This window comes from Novosphingobium sp. FSW06-99, from assembly GCF_001519065.1.
GTDB lineage: Bacteria > Pseudomonadota > Alphaproteobacteria > Sphingomonadales > Sphingomonadaceae > Novosphingobium.
Genome location: NZ_KQ954252.1, coordinates 192,721 through 207,503 on the forward strand (window position 1 = coordinate 192,721; position 14,783 = coordinate 207,503).

The 14,783-nt window shown below is 64.3% G+C and carries 16 protein-coding genes and 1 tRNA gene; all 17 read left to right on the forward strand.

What is annotated here, in order from left to right:
* Positions 1-2 precede the first annotated feature (2 nt).
* Positions 3-560, forward strand: coding sequence for a ribosome recycling factor (frr, locus tag AQZ49_RS03510; protein ID WP_067613001.1), 558 nt, complete (start codon positions 3-5; stop codon positions 558-560).
* Positions 557-1,264 (forward strand): polyprenyl diphosphate synthase, encoded by a 708-nt coding sequence (gene uppS, locus AQZ49_RS03515; protein WP_082701297.1) that lies wholly within the window; start codon positions 557-559, stop codon positions 1,262-1,264. The genes frr and uppS overlap by 4 nt, the downstream gene beginning before the upstream one ends.
* Positions 1,251-1,988 carry a phosphatidate cytidylyltransferase gene (locus AQZ49_RS03520; RefSeq protein WP_231738682.1) on the forward strand — a complete coding sequence of 246 codons (738 nt, stop codon included), beginning with the start codon at positions 1,251-1,253 and terminating at the stop codon, positions 1,986-1,988. The genes uppS and AQZ49_RS03520 overlap by 14 nt, the downstream gene beginning before the upstream one ends.
* Positions 1,988-3,142, forward strand: a complete 1,155-nt coding sequence (dxr, locus tag AQZ49_RS03525; protein ID WP_067613005.1) for a 1-deoxy-D-xylulose-5-phosphate reductoisomerase — start codon at positions 1,988-1,990, stop codon at positions 3,140-3,142. Before AQZ49_RS03520 ends, dxr begins: the two co-directional genes overlap by 1 nt.
* Positions 3,143-3,165: 23 nt before the next feature.
* A complete protein-coding gene (gene rseP / locus AQZ49_RS03530; protein WP_231738689.1) occupies positions 3,166-4,260 on the forward strand; it encodes an RIP metalloprotease RseP in 1,095 nt (364 codons plus the stop codon).
* A 299-nt stretch (positions 4,261-4,559) separates the two neighbouring features.
* Entirely contained in the window at positions 4,560-7,661 is a 3,102-nt protein-coding gene (bamA, locus tag AQZ49_RS03535; RefSeq protein ID WP_067613007.1) for an outer membrane protein assembly factor BamA, read from the forward strand.
* Positions 7,661-8,356, forward strand: a complete 696-nt coding sequence (locus tag AQZ49_RS03540) for an OmpH family outer membrane protein (RefSeq protein WP_067613009.1) — start codon at positions 7,661-7,663, stop codon at positions 8,354-8,356. Before bamA ends, AQZ49_RS03540 begins: the two co-directional genes overlap by 1 nt.
* Before the next feature lie 8 nt (positions 8,357-8,364).
* Positions 8,365-8,838: a 3-hydroxyacyl-ACP dehydratase FabZ gene (gene fabZ / locus AQZ49_RS03545; protein ID WP_067613011.1), complete on the forward strand. Its 474-nt coding sequence runs from the start codon at positions 8,365-8,367 to the stop codon at positions 8,836-8,838.
* Between the two features lie 234 nt (positions 8,839-9,072).
* Positions 9,073-9,303 carry a 50S ribosomal protein L31 gene (gene rpmE, locus AQZ49_RS03550; RefSeq protein WP_067613013.1) on the forward strand — a complete coding sequence of 77 codons (231 nt, stop codon included), beginning with the start codon at positions 9,073-9,075 and terminating at the stop codon, positions 9,301-9,303.
* Between the two features lie 87 nt (positions 9,304-9,390).
* Positions 9,391-9,467: transfer RNA gene (locus tag AQZ49_RS03555), tRNA-His, on the forward strand.
* A 143-nt stretch (positions 9,468-9,610) separates the two neighbouring features.
* Complete coding sequence (gene ccmC, locus AQZ49_RS03560) at positions 9,611-10,339, forward strand: heme ABC transporter permease CcmC (RefSeq protein WP_067613471.1); 729 nt, start codon at positions 9,611-9,613, stop codon at positions 10,337-10,339.
* A 22-nt stretch (positions 10,340-10,361) separates the two neighbouring features.
* Complete coding sequence (locus AQZ49_RS22500; protein WP_197410905.1) at positions 10,362-10,502, forward strand: hypothetical protein; 141 nt, start codon at positions 10,362-10,364, stop codon at positions 10,500-10,502.
* Positions 10,499-10,966, forward strand: coding sequence for a cytochrome c maturation protein CcmE (gene ccmE, locus AQZ49_RS03565; protein ID WP_067613015.1), 468 nt, complete (start codon positions 10,499-10,501; stop codon positions 10,964-10,966). Before AQZ49_RS22500 ends, ccmE begins: the two co-directional genes overlap by 4 nt.
* A gap of 13 nt (positions 10,967-10,979) precedes the next feature.
* Positions 10,980-12,944, forward strand: coding sequence for a heme lyase CcmF/NrfE family subunit (locus tag AQZ49_RS03570; RefSeq protein ID WP_067613017.1), 1,965 nt, complete (start codon positions 10,980-10,982; stop codon positions 12,942-12,944).
* Positions 12,917-13,507 carry a DsbE family thiol:disulfide interchange protein gene (locus AQZ49_RS03575; RefSeq protein ID WP_231738692.1) on the forward strand — a complete coding sequence of 197 codons (591 nt, stop codon included), beginning with the start codon at positions 12,917-12,919 and terminating at the stop codon, positions 13,505-13,507. Before AQZ49_RS03570 ends, AQZ49_RS03575 begins: the two co-directional genes overlap by 28 nt.
* Positions 13,504-13,935, forward strand: a complete 432-nt coding sequence (locus AQZ49_RS03580; RefSeq protein ID WP_067613021.1) for a cytochrome c-type biogenesis protein — start codon at positions 13,504-13,506, stop codon at positions 13,933-13,935. Before AQZ49_RS03575 ends, AQZ49_RS03580 begins: the two co-directional genes overlap by 4 nt.
* Positions 13,932-14,621 carry a tetratricopeptide repeat protein gene (locus tag AQZ49_RS03585; RefSeq protein ID WP_156428117.1) on the forward strand — a complete coding sequence of 230 codons (690 nt, stop codon included), beginning with the start codon at positions 13,932-13,934 and terminating at the stop codon, positions 14,619-14,621. The genes AQZ49_RS03580 and AQZ49_RS03585 overlap by 4 nt, the downstream gene beginning before the upstream one ends.
* Positions 14,622-14,783: the final 162 nt, after the last annotated feature.

A 14,783-nucleotide genomic window follows, 5' to 3' on the forward strand; every position in this document is an offset into this window, starting at 1 on the left:
CCATGGCCAAGTATGACAAGGCCGATCTCGAACGCCGCATGCGCGGTGCGGTCGAAGCGCTGCGACATGATCTGGGCGGGCTGCGCACCGGGCGCGCCAATACGTCGTTGCTCGATCCGATCATGGTCGAGGCCTATGGCCAGCGTATGCCGTTGAACCAGATGGCGACCGTTTCGGCACCTGAACCGCGTCTGCTGTCTGTGCAGGTGTGGGACAAATCGAGCGTCGGCCCGGTGGAAAAGGCCATTCGTTCGGCGGGTCTGGGGCTCAACCCGATCAACGATGGCAACACGCTGCGTCTGCCGATCCCCGATCTGACCGAGGAACGGCGCAAGGAACTGGCCAAACTTGCCAACCAATATGCCGAAAAGGCGCGCATCGCGATCCGCAATGTGCGCCGCGACGGCATGGAAAATCTCAAGGCTGACGAAGCCAAGAAGGAAATTTCGGAAGACGAGCGCAAGCGCGCCGAAACCGAAGTGCAGAAGCTGACCGATGAATGCATCAAGGCCGCCGACGAAGTGGCGGCTGAAAAGGAAAAGGAAATCCTGGGGCGGTGAGCGCGGTTCCGGCCCTGGGCGATGAACCGCGTCATGGCCTGCGCCATCTCGCGATCATCATGGATGGCAATGGCCGCTGGGCCAAGCGCCGCCATATGCCGCGTGTGCTGGGGCATCAGCGCGGGGTAGAGGCGGTGCGTCGCACGGTGCGTGCCGCCGCCGAACTCGGGCTGTCGGCGCTGACGCTCTATGCCTTTTCGACCGAGAACTGGCGGCGGCCCGAAGACGAAGTTTCAGCGCTGATGGGGCTGCTCAAGCATTTCATCCTGTCCGATCTCGACGAATTTGCCGCGAACAACATCCGGCTCAAGATCATCGGCGATACCAGCGCGTTTTCGTCCGAAATCATCGGCCTGATCGATCACGCCCGCTCCCGCACCGCCGACAATACCGGCATGGTGATGACCGTGGCGCTCAATTACGGATCGCAGGACGAGATTGCCCGCGCCGCGCGCGCGGCGGCAGCCAAGGGCGAGATCACGGCCGAGGCGATTTCAGCCGAACTCGACACCGCCGATCTGCCCCCGCTCGATCTGATCATCCGCACTTCGGGCGAAGTGCGGCTGTCGAATTTCCTGATGTGGCAGGCGGCTTATGCCGAAATGCTGTTCCTCGACGTGCTGTGGCCCGATTTCGGGCGCGAGCACCTCGAGGCGGCGATCGAGGAATATGCGCGCAGGGAGCGGCGCTTTGGCGGTCGCTGATCCGGCCGCGACCAAGCGGTCTGACCTGCCGGTGCGGATCGCTTCGGCGGCGGTGATGGTGACGGTTGCGGGTGGCGCGTTCTGGCTTGGCGGCTGGTTTCTGACCGCGTTCATTGCCGTGATCGGGCTTGGCATATTCGCCGAATGGGTCATGCTGGTGCTGGCGTTTGAACGGCGCATCATGGCTCGTGTACGTTGGCTGGTGTCCGGTGTGGTCTATATCGGGCTTGGCTGTCAAAGCGCGCTGGTCCTCAAGAGCGGCTCGCCCGGATTGCTCGATGTGGTGGCCAGTGTGATTGCGGTGGATATTGGCGCCTATTTTGCCGGTCGCACCTTTGGCGGGCCCAAGATTGCACCCGCAATCAGTCCCTCAAAGACCTGGAGCGGGCTCGGCGGCGCGATCTTGGCGGTTACCGCCTATTTGCTCGCGCGCACGTGGATGGCGGAATCGGCGATCGATCCGCAGGCGCGACTTGAAGCGGTGCATGAGGGGCTCGGGCTTGGGTTCGACCTGCTTATGGCGCTGCTGACCGGGCCGTTGATCGCGATCGTTGCGCAATCGGGCGATTTTTTCGAAAGCTGGATGAAGCGTCGCGCCGGGGTCAAGGATTCAGGTCGTCTGATTCCTGGCCATGGTGGCTTGTTCGATCGTGCCGACGGGCTGATCGCCGTGCTATTTGTGCTTGGCCTTATCCGTATTATCCCGGCTATAGTGGGGCGATAATGCGTTCACTCACCATCCTTGGCGCCACCGGTTCGATTGGCGCATCGACTCTCGATCTCGTGCGGCGCAACCGCGATGCCTTTCGCGTGGTCGCGCTGACCGGGCACAGCAATGTTGCCGTGCTGGCGGCGCTGGCCCGGGAATTCGCGGCCGAAATCGCGGTGATCGGCGATGAGGCGCTGTTGCCGGATCTGCGCGCCGCGCTCGCGGGCAGTGGCATCGCCAGCGCGGGCGGGGCAGGCGCCCTGATCGAGGCAGCGCGACGACCCGCAGACCTGACCGTGGCGGCGATCGTCGGCTGTGCGGGGCTGGCCCCGACTATGGCGGCGATCGAGCAGGGCCGCACCGTGGCATTGGCCAACAAGGAAGCGCTGGTCTCGGCCGGCGGCGTGATGACGCGCGCAGTGGCACAGCACGGCACCACGCTGCTGCCGGTCGATTCGGAACACAACGCGATTTTCCAGTGCCTGGCGGGCAACGATGTGGCGCATGTACGGTGGATCACGCTGACCGCCAGCGGGGGGCCGTTCCGCGACTGGCCGATCGAGCGGCTGGCCCATGCCACCCCGGCAGAGGCGGTGCGCCATCCCAACTGGTCGATGGGCGCCAAGATCAGCGTCGATTCGGCGACGATGATGAACAAGGGGCTCGAATTCATCGAGGCCTGGCACTTGTTTCCGGTCGGGGTCGAGCGGCTGCGCATCATTGTTCACCCGCAATCGATCATCCATTCGATGGTCGAATACCGCGATGGCACGACGCTGGCGCAACTGGGCCCGTCGGACATGCGCGTGCCGATTGCCTCGGCGCTGGCCTGGCCCGCGCGCATGGCAACGCCGTGCGAACCGCTTGATTTGGCAACGATCGGCACGCTGACCTTTCGCGCGCCCGATGAAGAACGCTTTCCTGCCACGCGCCTGGCGCGCGAGGCGACGCTGGCGGGCGGCGCGGCGGCGGCGGTGATGAATGCTGCCAACGAAGTAGCGGTTGCCGCGTTCCTGTCTGGTCAGATCGGGTTCACGCAGATCGTGCAATGTTGCGAAGACGTGCTAGCCTGTGGTCTGCCATCGCCGCCGCAATCGCTCGAAGAGGTGATCGCGGTTGACCATGAGGCGCGTGTTCGTGCCCGCGAAGGTCTGGAGCTTGTGATTTGACGCCGCTGCATTCACCTGGATTGTTGATTACCCTCGTCGGATTTGCGCTCGTGCTGGGCCCGCTGGTGTTCATTCACGAGCTGGGGCACTATCTCGCCGGGCGCCTGTTCGGGGTGCGCGCTGATACGTTTTCGATCGGGTTTGGCAAGGAACTGTTCGGCTGGACCGACCGGCGCGGCACGCGCTGGAAACTGAGCGCGCTGCCACTGGGCGGTTATGTGCAGTTTGCCGGCGACAGCAACCCCGCCGGGCAACCGAGTGCCGACTGGCTGGCGCTGCCCGCCGATGAACGTGCCCGCACCCTGCAGGGCCGCCCGTTGTGGCAGCGCGCGATGATCGTGCTGGCCGGGCCTGTCACCAATCTGCTTGTTGCGGTGCTGATTCTTGCCGGTTTTGCCTGGGCCTATGGCACGCTGGTATCGCCGCCGGTGGTGGGGCTGGTGCAGCCCGGATCGGTGGCGGAAAAGGCAGGCGTGCGCGCGGGCGACCGTATCGTCTCGCTGGGCGGCGGCGCGATCGACAGCTTTCTGGCGATCCGCATGACGGTGTCGCAACATCCGGGCGAACGGCTCGACATGGTGCTCGATCGCGGTGGCCAGCGCCTTGCCGTGGTGGTTACCCCGGCGGTGAAAGTTGAAAGCGACCGCTTTGGCAATCACCAGTCGATCGGCTTTCTGGGGGTCGGCCCGGCGACGGTCGAACGGCGCCCGGTCGGCCCAGTCGGTGCCCTGGCCGAAGGGCTGGGCGAAACGCGCGATATCATCGCCATGACGGTGACCGGGATCGAACAGATCGTCACCGGGCGACGCGATGCGCGCGAACTGGGCGGGCCGATCAAGATTGCCAAGTATTCGGGCGAACAACTGGTTTCGGGCTGGCAGAGCTTTGTCGGGTTCATCGCGCTGATCTCGATCAACCTGGGCTTCATCAATCTGCTGCCGATCCCGGTGCTCGATGGCGGACATCTGGTGCTGTTTGCGATCGAGGCGGTGCGTCGCAAGCCGGTCAGCCAGCGCGGGCAGGAACTGGCATTCGGCACTGGCCTGGCGCTGGTTGTCGCGCTGATGCTGTTTGTCACGTTCAACGATGCAGGCTCGCTCAAGCTGTTCGGAGGGTAAGCGCTGCCTGGCGCGTTGTTGGGGTTGCAGCGCGGAACGGGGCAGCCGGTAAAACTGCCTCAAACCATGTGCCCGGGGGCACATTGCTGGGGAATTTGCGCCGAGTTGCCGAATGTTCGCACCAAGCTTGCTTGCGCGAACGGCCGTCATCGGGCAGAGGGCAGGCAGTCCATCGGCAGGAACCGGCGGGGCGATGGCAGGAAGTTTGCGGTCCGCAATGCGGCCGTAGTGCAAGAACGGGATGGCGCTTGGTGATGATTTCTAGGAACGCTTGCCGGACTGCAGCTGGTCGATTGGGTATGACCGCCACGATCGGCATGCTGCTGGCGAGCAGCTGTCTTGCCGCGCGACCCGAGGGGGCTTTGGCCGACAACGCGCCCGCAGCGTCGGATGAACCCATTGCCGCGGCTACTCCTGCGCCTCCCCCGGTGGCCCCGACGCCCGTAAAGCCGGCGAAGAAGCACGCCAACGCGCTGTTCGCCAAGCACCGCAAGGCCGCCGAATCGGCAGCCGCCCAGCCGGTGCCGGTTGCCATTTCCGCCGCGCCCGCGCCTGTATCGCAGCATCTGGCGCCGCCTGCGACGATTGTGGCCGCGCCCGGCGCACCGCATTTTGCCGCACCGGTCGCCAATCCCGGCCCGGCCGTGGTTGCCGCTCCGGCGCCGGCCTACGCCGCTCCCGCTGCGGCCGTGCAACCGGCTGTGGCGGCAGCGCCCGCCGCGCAGCCCGCTTATGCGGCGGTGGCCGACGCCGAACAGGCAGCGCCTGCCGCAACCCCGGCCCCGCAGGCAGCGGTTGATCAGGCGCCGCCGGCTCCGCCCGCGCCCAGGCCCGGCCCCGCACTGCAAAAGCGGTTCCGGCAAAAGCCTGCCGCCAAGGCCCTGCCGGTCGACGCGGCAGCCGTTGCTGCGCCACAGGCGCCACATGCAGCCCCCGCGCCGACCGAGGTCAATCAGACGGTCAAATCGATCGGTGTCGAAGGCGCGCAGCGGCTCGAACCCGACACCATCCTGTCGTACATCCGCATGCATGTGGGCGATCGCTATACCCAGGCCAGCGCCGACCAGGTGCTGAAGGATCTGTTTGCGACCGAGCTGTTCTCGGACGTGACGCTGCGCAACGATGGCGGCGCAGTGGTGATCGTGGTCAAGGAAAACCCGGTCGTCAACCGGATCATCCTCGAAGGCAACAAGCGCCTGAAAGAGGACAAGATCACCCCGGAAATCAAGCTTTCGGCGCGGCAGATCTTTACCCGGTCGAAAGTCCGCGCCGACGTGACCCGGATTATCGAGCTGTACAAGCGTGAAGGGCGCTTTGCCGCGTCGGTCGAGCCGAAGATGGTCATGCTCGACCAGAACCGCGTCGATATCGTGTTCGAAATCACCGAAGGACCCAAGTCCAAGGTGCGCCAGATCAACATCATCGGCGCGCACAAGTTTTCGGTGACCCAGTTGCGCACCGAAATGGTGACCAAGCAGCAGCGTTCGTTCCGCATTTTCTCGTCGGGCACCAGCTATGACCCCGATCGTCTGGCGTTCGACCAGCAGAAATTGCGTCAGTTCTACCTGACCCAGGGCTATGCCGATTTCCGCGTGGTTTCGGCGGTTGCCGAACTGACCCCGGACAAGAAGGACTTCATCGTCACGTACGTGATCGAGGAAGGCAAACGCTACAAGTTCGGTGATGTCAAAGTCGAAAGCCAGTTGCGCGATTTCAACGGCGACCAGTTGGCCAAGCGGCTGTCGATCAAGAAGGGCGCCTGGTACAACGCCAAGGCCGTCGAAGACACGGTTGACGCACTGACCGAAACGGTCGGCAGCTTTGGCTATGCCTTTGCCGACGTTCGTCCGGACTTCCAGCGCAACAAGGACAAGGAGACGATGTCGGTGACCTTCCGCATTGCGGAAGCGCCCCGGGTCTATGTCGAGCGCATCGATGTCAACGGCAACACGCTGACCGAAGACAAGGTCATCCGCCGCGAGTTTCGTCTGAGCGAAGGCGATGCCTTCAATTCGTACCAGATCAAGCGGTCGTCGAACCGCATCAAGTCGCTAGGCTATTTCCAGGAAAAGTTCGAAATCGAGCAGAAGCCCGGTTCGACGCCCGATCGCGTTGCGCTCGAAGCCAATCTGGAAGAAAAGCCCACCGGCCAGTTGCAGCTTTCGGCCGGGTATTCCAGCCTCGAAAGCTTTATCTTCCAGGCCTCGATCCAGCAGAACAATTTCCGCGGGCGTGGTGAAACGATCGGTACGACGTTCAACTATTCGGCTTATTCAAAGGCCGTGGTGCTGAACTTTACCGAGCCTTACGTGTCGGATCGCAACGTCTCGCTGGGCTTTGACATCTATCGCCGCGACCAGTCGAGCTTCAACTTCTACGATTCCAACCGCAACACCACCTACGAGAACAACACAACCGGTTTTCAGGTGCGTGCCGGTTTCCCGTTGACCGAACACAGCTCGCTGATCGGGCGCTACACGCTCAATTACGAGCAGGTGACGCTGGATCAGGCGACGTATTACATCAACGGCGTCTGTTCGGTGTACCTGGCGGGGCAATACTTGTGCGACGCGATCGGCGACCGTACCAGCTCGATCGTGGGCTCGTCCTATGTCTATGACACGCTCGACAACCGGCTGCATCCGTCGAGCGGTTCGACCTTCATCACCGGCATCGACATTGCCGGGCTGGGCGGTTCGGTCAAATACGCCCGCCTGACGGCCAATGCGGCGCATTACATTCCGCTGGGCCATGGGTTCATCTTTGCGCTGCGCGGCGAAGCCGGGGCGATCCACGCGCTGGAGAACAACGCACCCAACCAGTATGAAGACCCGGTCCGCCTGACCGACCGCTTCTTCCTGGGTGAACCGCAGATCCGCGGTTTCGACATTCGCGGTGTCGGCCCGCGCGTGCTGCGCGAATTCTACACCGGTTACAACTCGTCGAGTGGCAACGGCGGCACGCTCAACACCAACCAGAACAGCGAAGTCAACGACGCGCTGGGCGGCAAATACTACTATCTCGGCCATGCCGAGCTGGAAATTCCGCTGGGTTCGGGCGCACGCGAACTGGGCCTGCGGCCATCCATCTTCATGGATGCGGGTGCGGTGTGGGGCGTGACCGCGCCGGCCACGGTGGGCACGACGATCCTGTACACCGACGCGGTGACGGGGAAATACACCACCAATGCCACGGCTTCGAACGGCACGCAGAACGCGATCGCCCAGAAGTTTCTTGAATCATACGTGGGTGACAGCCCGGCACCGCGTATTTCGTTTGGTTTCGGGGTCAACTGGAACTCGCCATTTGGTCCCTTCCGCATCGATATCGCCAAGGCGTTGACATACGTCTATGGCGATACTCGCAAGACTTTCAGCTTCAACGTGGGAACCCAGTTCTGATGAAACTCCGTCATATCTCTGCCGCGCTTGTCGCGGGTGTTTCGCTTGCCGTCGCTCCGGCCGCTTTTGCCCAGACCGCTGGCGGGATCGTGGCCAGCGGGATTGGCGTCGCCAATTCGCAGGCCGTGGTGTTCAGCTCGAACGCCTACAAGGCGGCGATGGTGCAGATGCAGACCACCTACAAGCCGCAGCTTGACCAGGTGAAGGCGCGTCGCGCGGCGCTGAAGGCGCAGCTTGGCCCGCTGATCGACAAGTTCAAGGCTGACCGCAGCGCGCCCAAGCCCGATAACACCCTGCTGCAGCAGGAATATACCCAGATCCAGCAGATCCAGCAGGGTGGCGAACAGGAACTGCAGCAGATCGTCGAGCCGGTGAACACCGCACGCCAGTTCGTGATCGAACAGATCGCCGAAAAGCTGGGCGACGCGACGCAGGCCGCGATGACCAAGCGCAAGATCACGCTGGTGCTCGACGAGCAGTCGGTGGTCAAGCACGACACTGCCTACAACCTGAACCAGGACATTCTCGATCAGCTCAACCTGATCCTTCCTTCGGTTGGCGTGACGCCGCCGGCCGGCTGGCTGCCGCGCGAACAGCGTGAACGTCAGGCGCAGGAACAGGCTGCTGCGGCTGCCGAAGCCGCCGAAGCCGGTGCCGCTGCACCTGCCGCCAAGAAGCAGCCGCAGGGCCGCTGATACCGGCGATGAGCGAAACGGGCGATGTGCCGGCGGCGGCGCCGCTGGCATTCGACATCAAGGGGGTGATGGCGGCGCTGCCGCACCGCTATCCCCTGTTGCTGGTCGATCGGGTGGTCGAACTCGTGGTGGGCGAGCGCATTCACGCGATCAAGGCCGTCAGCATGAACGAGCAGTTTTTCCAGGGGCATTTCCCCGGACGCCCGATCATGCCCGGCGTGCTGCAGATCGAGGCGCTGGCGCAAGCCGCCGGGGTGCTGGCGGTCGAAACGCTCGGCCTGGCCGGGACGGGCAAGCTGGTCTATTTCATGGCCATCGAAGAAGCCAAGTTCCGTACCCCGGTCGAACCTGGCTGTCTGCTCGATCTGCACGTGTCGTTTACGCAAAAGCGCGCGCGGGTGTGCAAATTTGCGGGCAAGGCCATGCTGGGCGACAAGATTGCCACCGAAGTCAGCTTTACCGCGATGATCGCAGATGGCTGAATTTGGGCCGCGCTGACGCGCGGCGCAGACGCCCCGCCCCGCCTCCTCACCCGACCACCATGCCATAATGGTAATCTTGGTGGTTGGGTGGGGAGGCGGGCGGGGGGGGCTGCCGTTCACGCCAGTGAACGCAAAATGCAAAGACTCATCTCGACATCCCTGCGCCTTTCCGTTAGGGGCGCGCTTCGCAATTCCTGCGGCCGGTCGGTACCGGGCGCATCCAGGAGCAATTCGATGAAAGACAAGATCCACCCCGACTATCACTTCATCAACGTTCAGATGACCGATGGCACCGTGTTCCGCACCCGTTCGACCTGGGGCAAGGAAGGCGACACGCTGGCGCTGGATATCGATCCGACGTCGCATCCGGCCTGGACCGGTGGCAACTCGCGTCTGCTCGATCAGGGTGGTCGTGTGGCCCAGTTCAACAAGCGTTTCGGCGGTCTGAGCCTGAAAAAGGCCTGATCTTGGCGCGCCGGATGGAAATCCGGCGCGGCCTGCCATTTTTTCCTTTCCATTGCGGCGCCTTTTTGCAAAGGGGCGCCTCTCGTGGCGATCATAGCTCAGTTGGTTAGAGCGCCGGTTTGTGGTACCGGAGGTCGTGGGTTCGAACCCCATTGGTCGCCCCATTTCTCCACTTTGCTGATGTCCCAATTCCCGCTAGGCACGTAACGTGTCTGTGCGTGGCTGCTCGATTTGGCGGCCTTGCGTTTCGATCCGTCCGGCCCTTGTGCCGATGCCGGATCGCCAATTGGGAAGTTTTGCGTTTCGCATGCACGGTTTTGCCAATCCCGCCCGGTTTCTGCGCATCGCGCGCTGGCTGATGCCTGCATTGCTGGTGCCGGGGTTGGTCATGGCACTGGGCGCGCTGGCCTGGGGTGTGGCCTATGCGCCGCCCGATCATCTGATGGGCGTGACGGTCAAGATCCTGTTCATTCATGTGCCTTGCGTCTGGCTGGGCATGGCGGGCTGGTCGACGATCGCGGTGTCGAGCGTGGTCGAACTGGTCTGGCGCCATCCGCTGGCCGGAATTGCGGCGCGCGCGGCGGCGGTGCCTGGGGCGGTGTTCACCGCGCTGGGGCTGATCACCGGATCGATCTGGGGACGTCCGACCTGGGGCACCTGGTGGGTGTGGGACGGACGATTGACCAGCTTTCTGATCCTGCTGTTTCTCTATTTCGGCTATATTGCGCTGGCTGATGCGGCGCAGCGCGATGCCGCGGGCGGGGGTGGCGCAGGGCGCATCCCGGCGATTTTCGGGCTGGTCGGCGCAATCAACATTCCGATCATCAACCGGTCGGTGGTGTGGTGGAACAGCTTGCACCAGCCGCCTTCGATCACGATGGGGCGCTCATCGATCGACGGCACGTATCTGTGGCCGCTGCTGATCGGGGCGCTGGGCTTTTCGTTGATTTTCGGCGGGGTGGTGCTGGCGCGGATGCGCATGCTGCTGGCACAGATCCAGACCGAGGCGCGCCTGCGTCGCAAGGCGCTGGGTTGAGAAGGGCGCAAGAACCGGACCGATGCACGAACGGCTTGATCAGTGGGAATTCGTCTGGGCGGCGCTGGCGATCGGCGTGGTCGGCATGCTGACCATGGTCGGCTGGTCGCTGTTCGCGATGATTCGCGCCGAACGGCGCCGTGATGCGGTGCGCCGCAAATGACCACGCCCTCGACCACGTTGCTCAAACCCAAGCACCAGCGGCTGGTGCTGGTGCTGTTCGCATTGGCGGCGTTGATCGGCGCGGGGCTGCTGGCGGCCTTCGCGCTCAGCCGACAGGCAAGCTATTTCTATATCCCCAGTGACATTGCCGCCCATCCGCCCGAACCGGGCCGCGCGGTGCGGCTGGGCGGGATGGTGCAAAAGGGCACCTTGAAAACGATGCCCGACGGGGTGACCATTCATTTCATCGTGACCGATGGCAAGGCCCGCGTGCCGGTGCGTTTTTCCGGGATTACCCCCGATCTGTTTGTTGAAGGATCGGGTGTGGTGGCCGAAGGTCGCATGGAAGACGGCACATTCGTGGCCGACAACCTGCTGGCCAAGCACGACGAGAAATATGTGCCGCGCGAAATGAAAAACATGACCGAGAGCGACGCAAAACAGGTGGTGGCACAAACCCAATGAGCGACTTGATCCGATGATCGCGGAAGTGGGCCTGGCCCTGTTGTGGCTGGCGGCGGCGCTGGCGGCGTTGCAACTGGTGGTCGGCGCGCTGGCGCTGCGGCCCGAAGGGCGCGCGCTGGCCGGGCTGGTGCGTCCGGTGGCGGTGATGCAGGGGCTGCTGGTGATGGGCGCGTTTGCCGCGCTGGTCATGCTGTTTGTCACCACCGACCTGTCGGTCAAGCTGGTGGTCGACAACAGCCATTCGGCCAAGCCGCTGATCTTCAAGATCGCCGGGACCTGGGGCAACCACGAAGGGTCGATGCTGCTGTGGGTGACCATCATGGCGGTGGCGGGCGCGTTCGTGGCGTTGATCGAGCGGCGGCTGGATGAGGCGACGCTCACCGCGACTCTGGCCGGGCAGGCGTTCATCAGCCTGGGTTTCTATGTCTTTCTGCTGATCGCCTCGAACCCGTTTGCGCGCCTGGCGCAACCCGCCGACGAAGGGCAGGGGCTCAACCCGCTGTTGCAGGATATCGGCCTCGCGTTCCATCCGCCCACGCTTTACGTGGGCTATGTCGGGCTATCGATCGCGTTTTCCTTCGCGATCGGCGCGCTGGTTACCCGCAATGTCGGCCCGGCGTTTGCCCGCGCGATGCGGCCCTGGGTGCTGGGCGCGTGGATTTTCCTGACGCTGGGGATCACCGCCGGTTCGTACTGGGCCTATTACACGCTGGGCTGGGGGGGCTGGTGGTTCTGGGACCCGGTCGAGAACGCCTCGCTGATGCCATGGCTGGCGGCCACCGCGCTGCTCCATTCGGTGTCGGTGTTGCAAAGCCGCGATGCCTTGCGCGCATGGACTGTCATGCTGGGGGTGGTGGCGTTTTCGATGTCGATGGTCGGCACGTTCCTGGTGCGATCGGGCATTTTGACGTCGGTGCACGCCTTTGCGGTCGATCCGCAGCGCGGCGCGTTCATCCTGGCGCTGCTGGCGATCGATATCGGCGGCGCGCTGGCGCTGTTCACCTTGCGCGCGGGCACCGTGACCGAGGGCAAGCGGTTTGGCCTGGTCAGCCGCGAGGCGGCGCTGGTGTTCAACAACGTCATGCTCAGCGGTATTCTGGGCATCGTGCTGATCGGCACGCTCTATCCGTTGCTGACCGAGGCCTATGGCGTGAAAGTGTCGGTCGGTGCGCCCTATTTCAACCCGGCTGCAGGGATGTTTGCCTTTCCGATGTTCGTGGTCATGGCGGTCGGGCCGCTGTTGCGCTGGCGTCAGGACCGGTTGAGCGGTGCGCGGTCGGGCCGCCGCCTGTGGCCATTGGCGGTGTGCCTGGCGCTGGTGCTGGCGGTACTGGTCGGCGTGGAACTGACCGCGCATGGCATCGCGCTGTTGCCCGCGCTTGGCCTGTCGGTGGCGCCGGGTCTGCTGCTGGCGAGCCTGTTGCCGTTGCGTGGACGCAATCTGCGCCGCACGCCCCTGCCGGTGTGGGGCATGGTGGTGGCGCATGCCGGCATCGCGGTGGCGCTGTTCGGGATGGCCAGCGAGAGCGCTTTTTCGGTCGAGCGGCTGGCCGCGCTGTCGATCGGCGAAGCACGCGAAGTCGGGCCGTGGCGTGTCAGTCTGGATGGCATGATGCCGGTTGCCGGGCCGAACTGGACCGCACTCGAAGCCAATGTGACCACACGTTATGCCGGTGGCACGCCGGTGCAATTGCACCCCCGCGCCGAAACGTTCACCAATCCGCCGGGCACGCGCAACGAATCCGCGCTGGAAACGCGCTGGAACGGGCAGCTCTATGTGGTGCTGGGCGAACAGGCCGAAGATGGCCGCTGGCAGATGCGGTTCTGGTGGAAACCGTTCGTGCCGCTGATCTGGCTGGGCGGGGCGCTGGTCGGGCTTGGCGGCGCGCTGGCACTGCTGGGCCGGGTGATGAGCGATATCCGCCGGCTGGTGGCCAAGGACAAGATCGCATGGCGGCGTATGAGGCAGGGACGATGAGCCAGGCCGACCCCAAACCGCGGCTGCGGCTGGCGCTGTGGCTGCCGCTGATCCTGTTCGCCGCGCTGTTTGCGCTGTTTGTCCATGGGTTGACCAACCCGGCGGACACCAACGTGGCCAGCGCCTTTGTGGGCAATCCGCTGCCGCAATTCGATCTGCCGCCCGCCGCCGCAGATCGGCCGGGGCTGGCCACGCGCGCGTTTCAGACGGGCAAGCCCAAACTGCTGAACGTCTTTGCCAGTTGGTGTGTGCCATGCGCCGCCGAGGCACCGCAACTGGCCGCGCTGGCGCAGGCCGGGGTGGAAGTCGATGGCGTGGCCATCCACGACCAGCGTGCCGATCTGACGCGGTTTCTGGCCGCCAACGGCAATCCCTATGCCGCGATCGGCCGCGATGACCAGCGTGCGGTGCAACTGGCGATTGGATCGTCGGGCGTGCCGGAGACCTATGTGATCGATGGCCGCGGCGTGATCCGCTATCAACACATTGGCGACATTCGCCCCGAAGACGTGCCAAAGCTGCTGGCCCGCGTGAAGGACGCCGGCAAAGGGGCCGGATCATGAAAATCGCCCATCTGGCCGCGCTGTTGCTGATCGTGTCCGCGCCGGTGCTGGCGCAGGAGCATGTGCCGCCCGCGCCTTATGCCTATCGCCAGCTCGACAATCCCGAGCAGGAGGCCAGGGCCAAGGCGTTGATGGTCACCTTGCGCTGCGTGATGTGCCAAAGCCAGTCGATCGCCGATTCGGACGCGCCGATCGCGGGCGACATGCGCAGCGAAGTGCGCACGCGGATTGCTGCGGGCGAAGATCCCGAACATATCCGGCAATGGCTGATCGCGCGCTATGGCGATTATGTGACCTATGCGCCGCAAGTCAAACCGATCACCTGGCCGCTGTTTGCCGCGCCGGTGGTTATCCTGGCGCTGGCCGCGCTGTTGTTGCGTGGGCGCTTCGGGCGGCCCCGGCAGACCAATGACGAGGGCTCGGCATGACCTGGGTGGTGATTCTGGCGATTGCCGTGCTGGTGTTCGCAGGTCTGGTGTGGGTGTTCAAGGTGCCGCGCGTGGCCTGGGAACTGACGGCTGCGGCGCTGCTGTTCGGGTTGGCCGGTTATGCCCTGCAGGGCCATCCGGGTCTTGCCGGTGCGCCCAAGGCCCCGGTCGAGAACCAGCATATCGCCGATGCCGAACTGCTGCGCCAGCGCCAGGCGATGGGCGACAAGTTTGGCCAGGGCCAGTCGTGGCTGGTGGTCGCGGATGCGTTGTCGCGGCAGGGGCAGTTTCGCGCCGCCGCCGATCTGCTGGGCCATGCGGTGCGCGAACATCCCGATGATGCCGATCTGTGGGTCGCGCTGGGCAATGCGCTGACCGGGCACAGCGACGGCATGATCAGCCCGGCGGCGCAATTCGCGTTTCGGCGGGCTGCTGCGATAGACCCCAATCATCCCGGTCCGCCGTTCTTTTTCGGGCTGGCGCTGGCGCAATCGGGGCATCTGGTCGAAGCGCGCGCGCTGTGGGCCGGTTTGTTGCAACGCACCCCGCCCGATGCGCCCTATCGCCGCGATCTGGTCGGACGGCTGGCGCGACTCGATGAACTGATCGCGATCAGCGAGGGCAAACCCCCGCCATCTGCGCACCAGGACCCGGCCCAGCCACCGGTGGCACCACCAGATCGCTGATAAAAAAGCGTTTCAGGCCAGGTTCAGGGTTGCGTGAAGCGCCCATTGCCCGCGTATCGGGGCAGTGCTAATGCGCCTCGCCGCCGGTCGCAGGATATCTGTGTGCCGTGTGCAAGAGGCCGGGGTAGCATGACCACGAATGCAGGCGCTGCAGTGCAGAAC

What these genes read in the sequence shown, in the direction of transcription:
- frr (WP_067613001.1), top strand. Translation starts at nt 3, where the DNA reads ATGGCCAAGTATGACAAGGCCGATCTCGAACGCCGCATGCGCGGTGCG.
- dxr (WP_067613005.1), top strand. Translation starts at nt 1,988, where the DNA reads ATGCGTTCACTCACCATCCTTGGCGCCACCGGTTCGATTGGCGCATCG.
- bamA (WP_067613007.1), top strand. Translation starts at nt 4,560, where the DNA reads ATGACCGCCACGATCGGCATGCTGCTGGCGAGCAGCTGTCTTGCCGCG.
- AQZ49_RS03540 (WP_067613009.1), top strand. Translation starts at nt 7,661, where the DNA reads ATGAAACTCCGTCATATCTCTGCCGCGCTTGTCGCGGGTGTTTCGCTT.
- fabZ (WP_067613011.1), top strand. Translation starts at nt 8,365, where the DNA reads ATGAGCGAAACGGGCGATGTGCCGGCGGCGGCGCCGCTGGCATTCGAC.
- rpmE (WP_067613013.1), top strand. Translation starts at nt 9,073, where the DNA reads ATGAAAGACAAGATCCACCCCGACTATCACTTCATCAACGTTCAGATG.
- ccmC (WP_067613471.1), top strand. Translation starts at nt 9,611, where the DNA reads ATGCACGGTTTTGCCAATCCCGCCCGGTTTCTGCGCATCGCGCGCTGG.
- AQZ49_RS22500 (WP_197410905.1), top strand. Translation starts at nt 10,362, where the DNA reads ATGCACGAACGGCTTGATCAGTGGGAATTCGTCTGGGCGGCGCTGGCG.
- ccmE (WP_067613015.1), top strand. Translation starts at nt 10,499, where the DNA reads ATGACCACGCCCTCGACCACGTTGCTCAAACCCAAGCACCAGCGGCTG.
- AQZ49_RS03570 (WP_067613017.1), top strand. Translation starts at nt 10,980, where the DNA reads ATGATCGCGGAAGTGGGCCTGGCCCTGTTGTGGCTGGCGGCGGCGCTG.
- AQZ49_RS03575 (WP_231738692.1), top strand. Translation starts at nt 12,917, where the DNA reads ATGGCGGCGTATGAGGCAGGGACGATGAGCCAGGCCGACCCCAAACCG.
- AQZ49_RS03580 (WP_067613021.1), top strand. Translation starts at nt 13,504, where the DNA reads ATGAAAATCGCCCATCTGGCCGCGCTGTTGCTGATCGTGTCCGCGCCG.
- AQZ49_RS03585 (WP_156428117.1), top strand. Translation starts at nt 13,932, where the DNA reads ATGACCTGGGTGGTGATTCTGGCGATTGCCGTGCTGGTGTTCGCAGGT.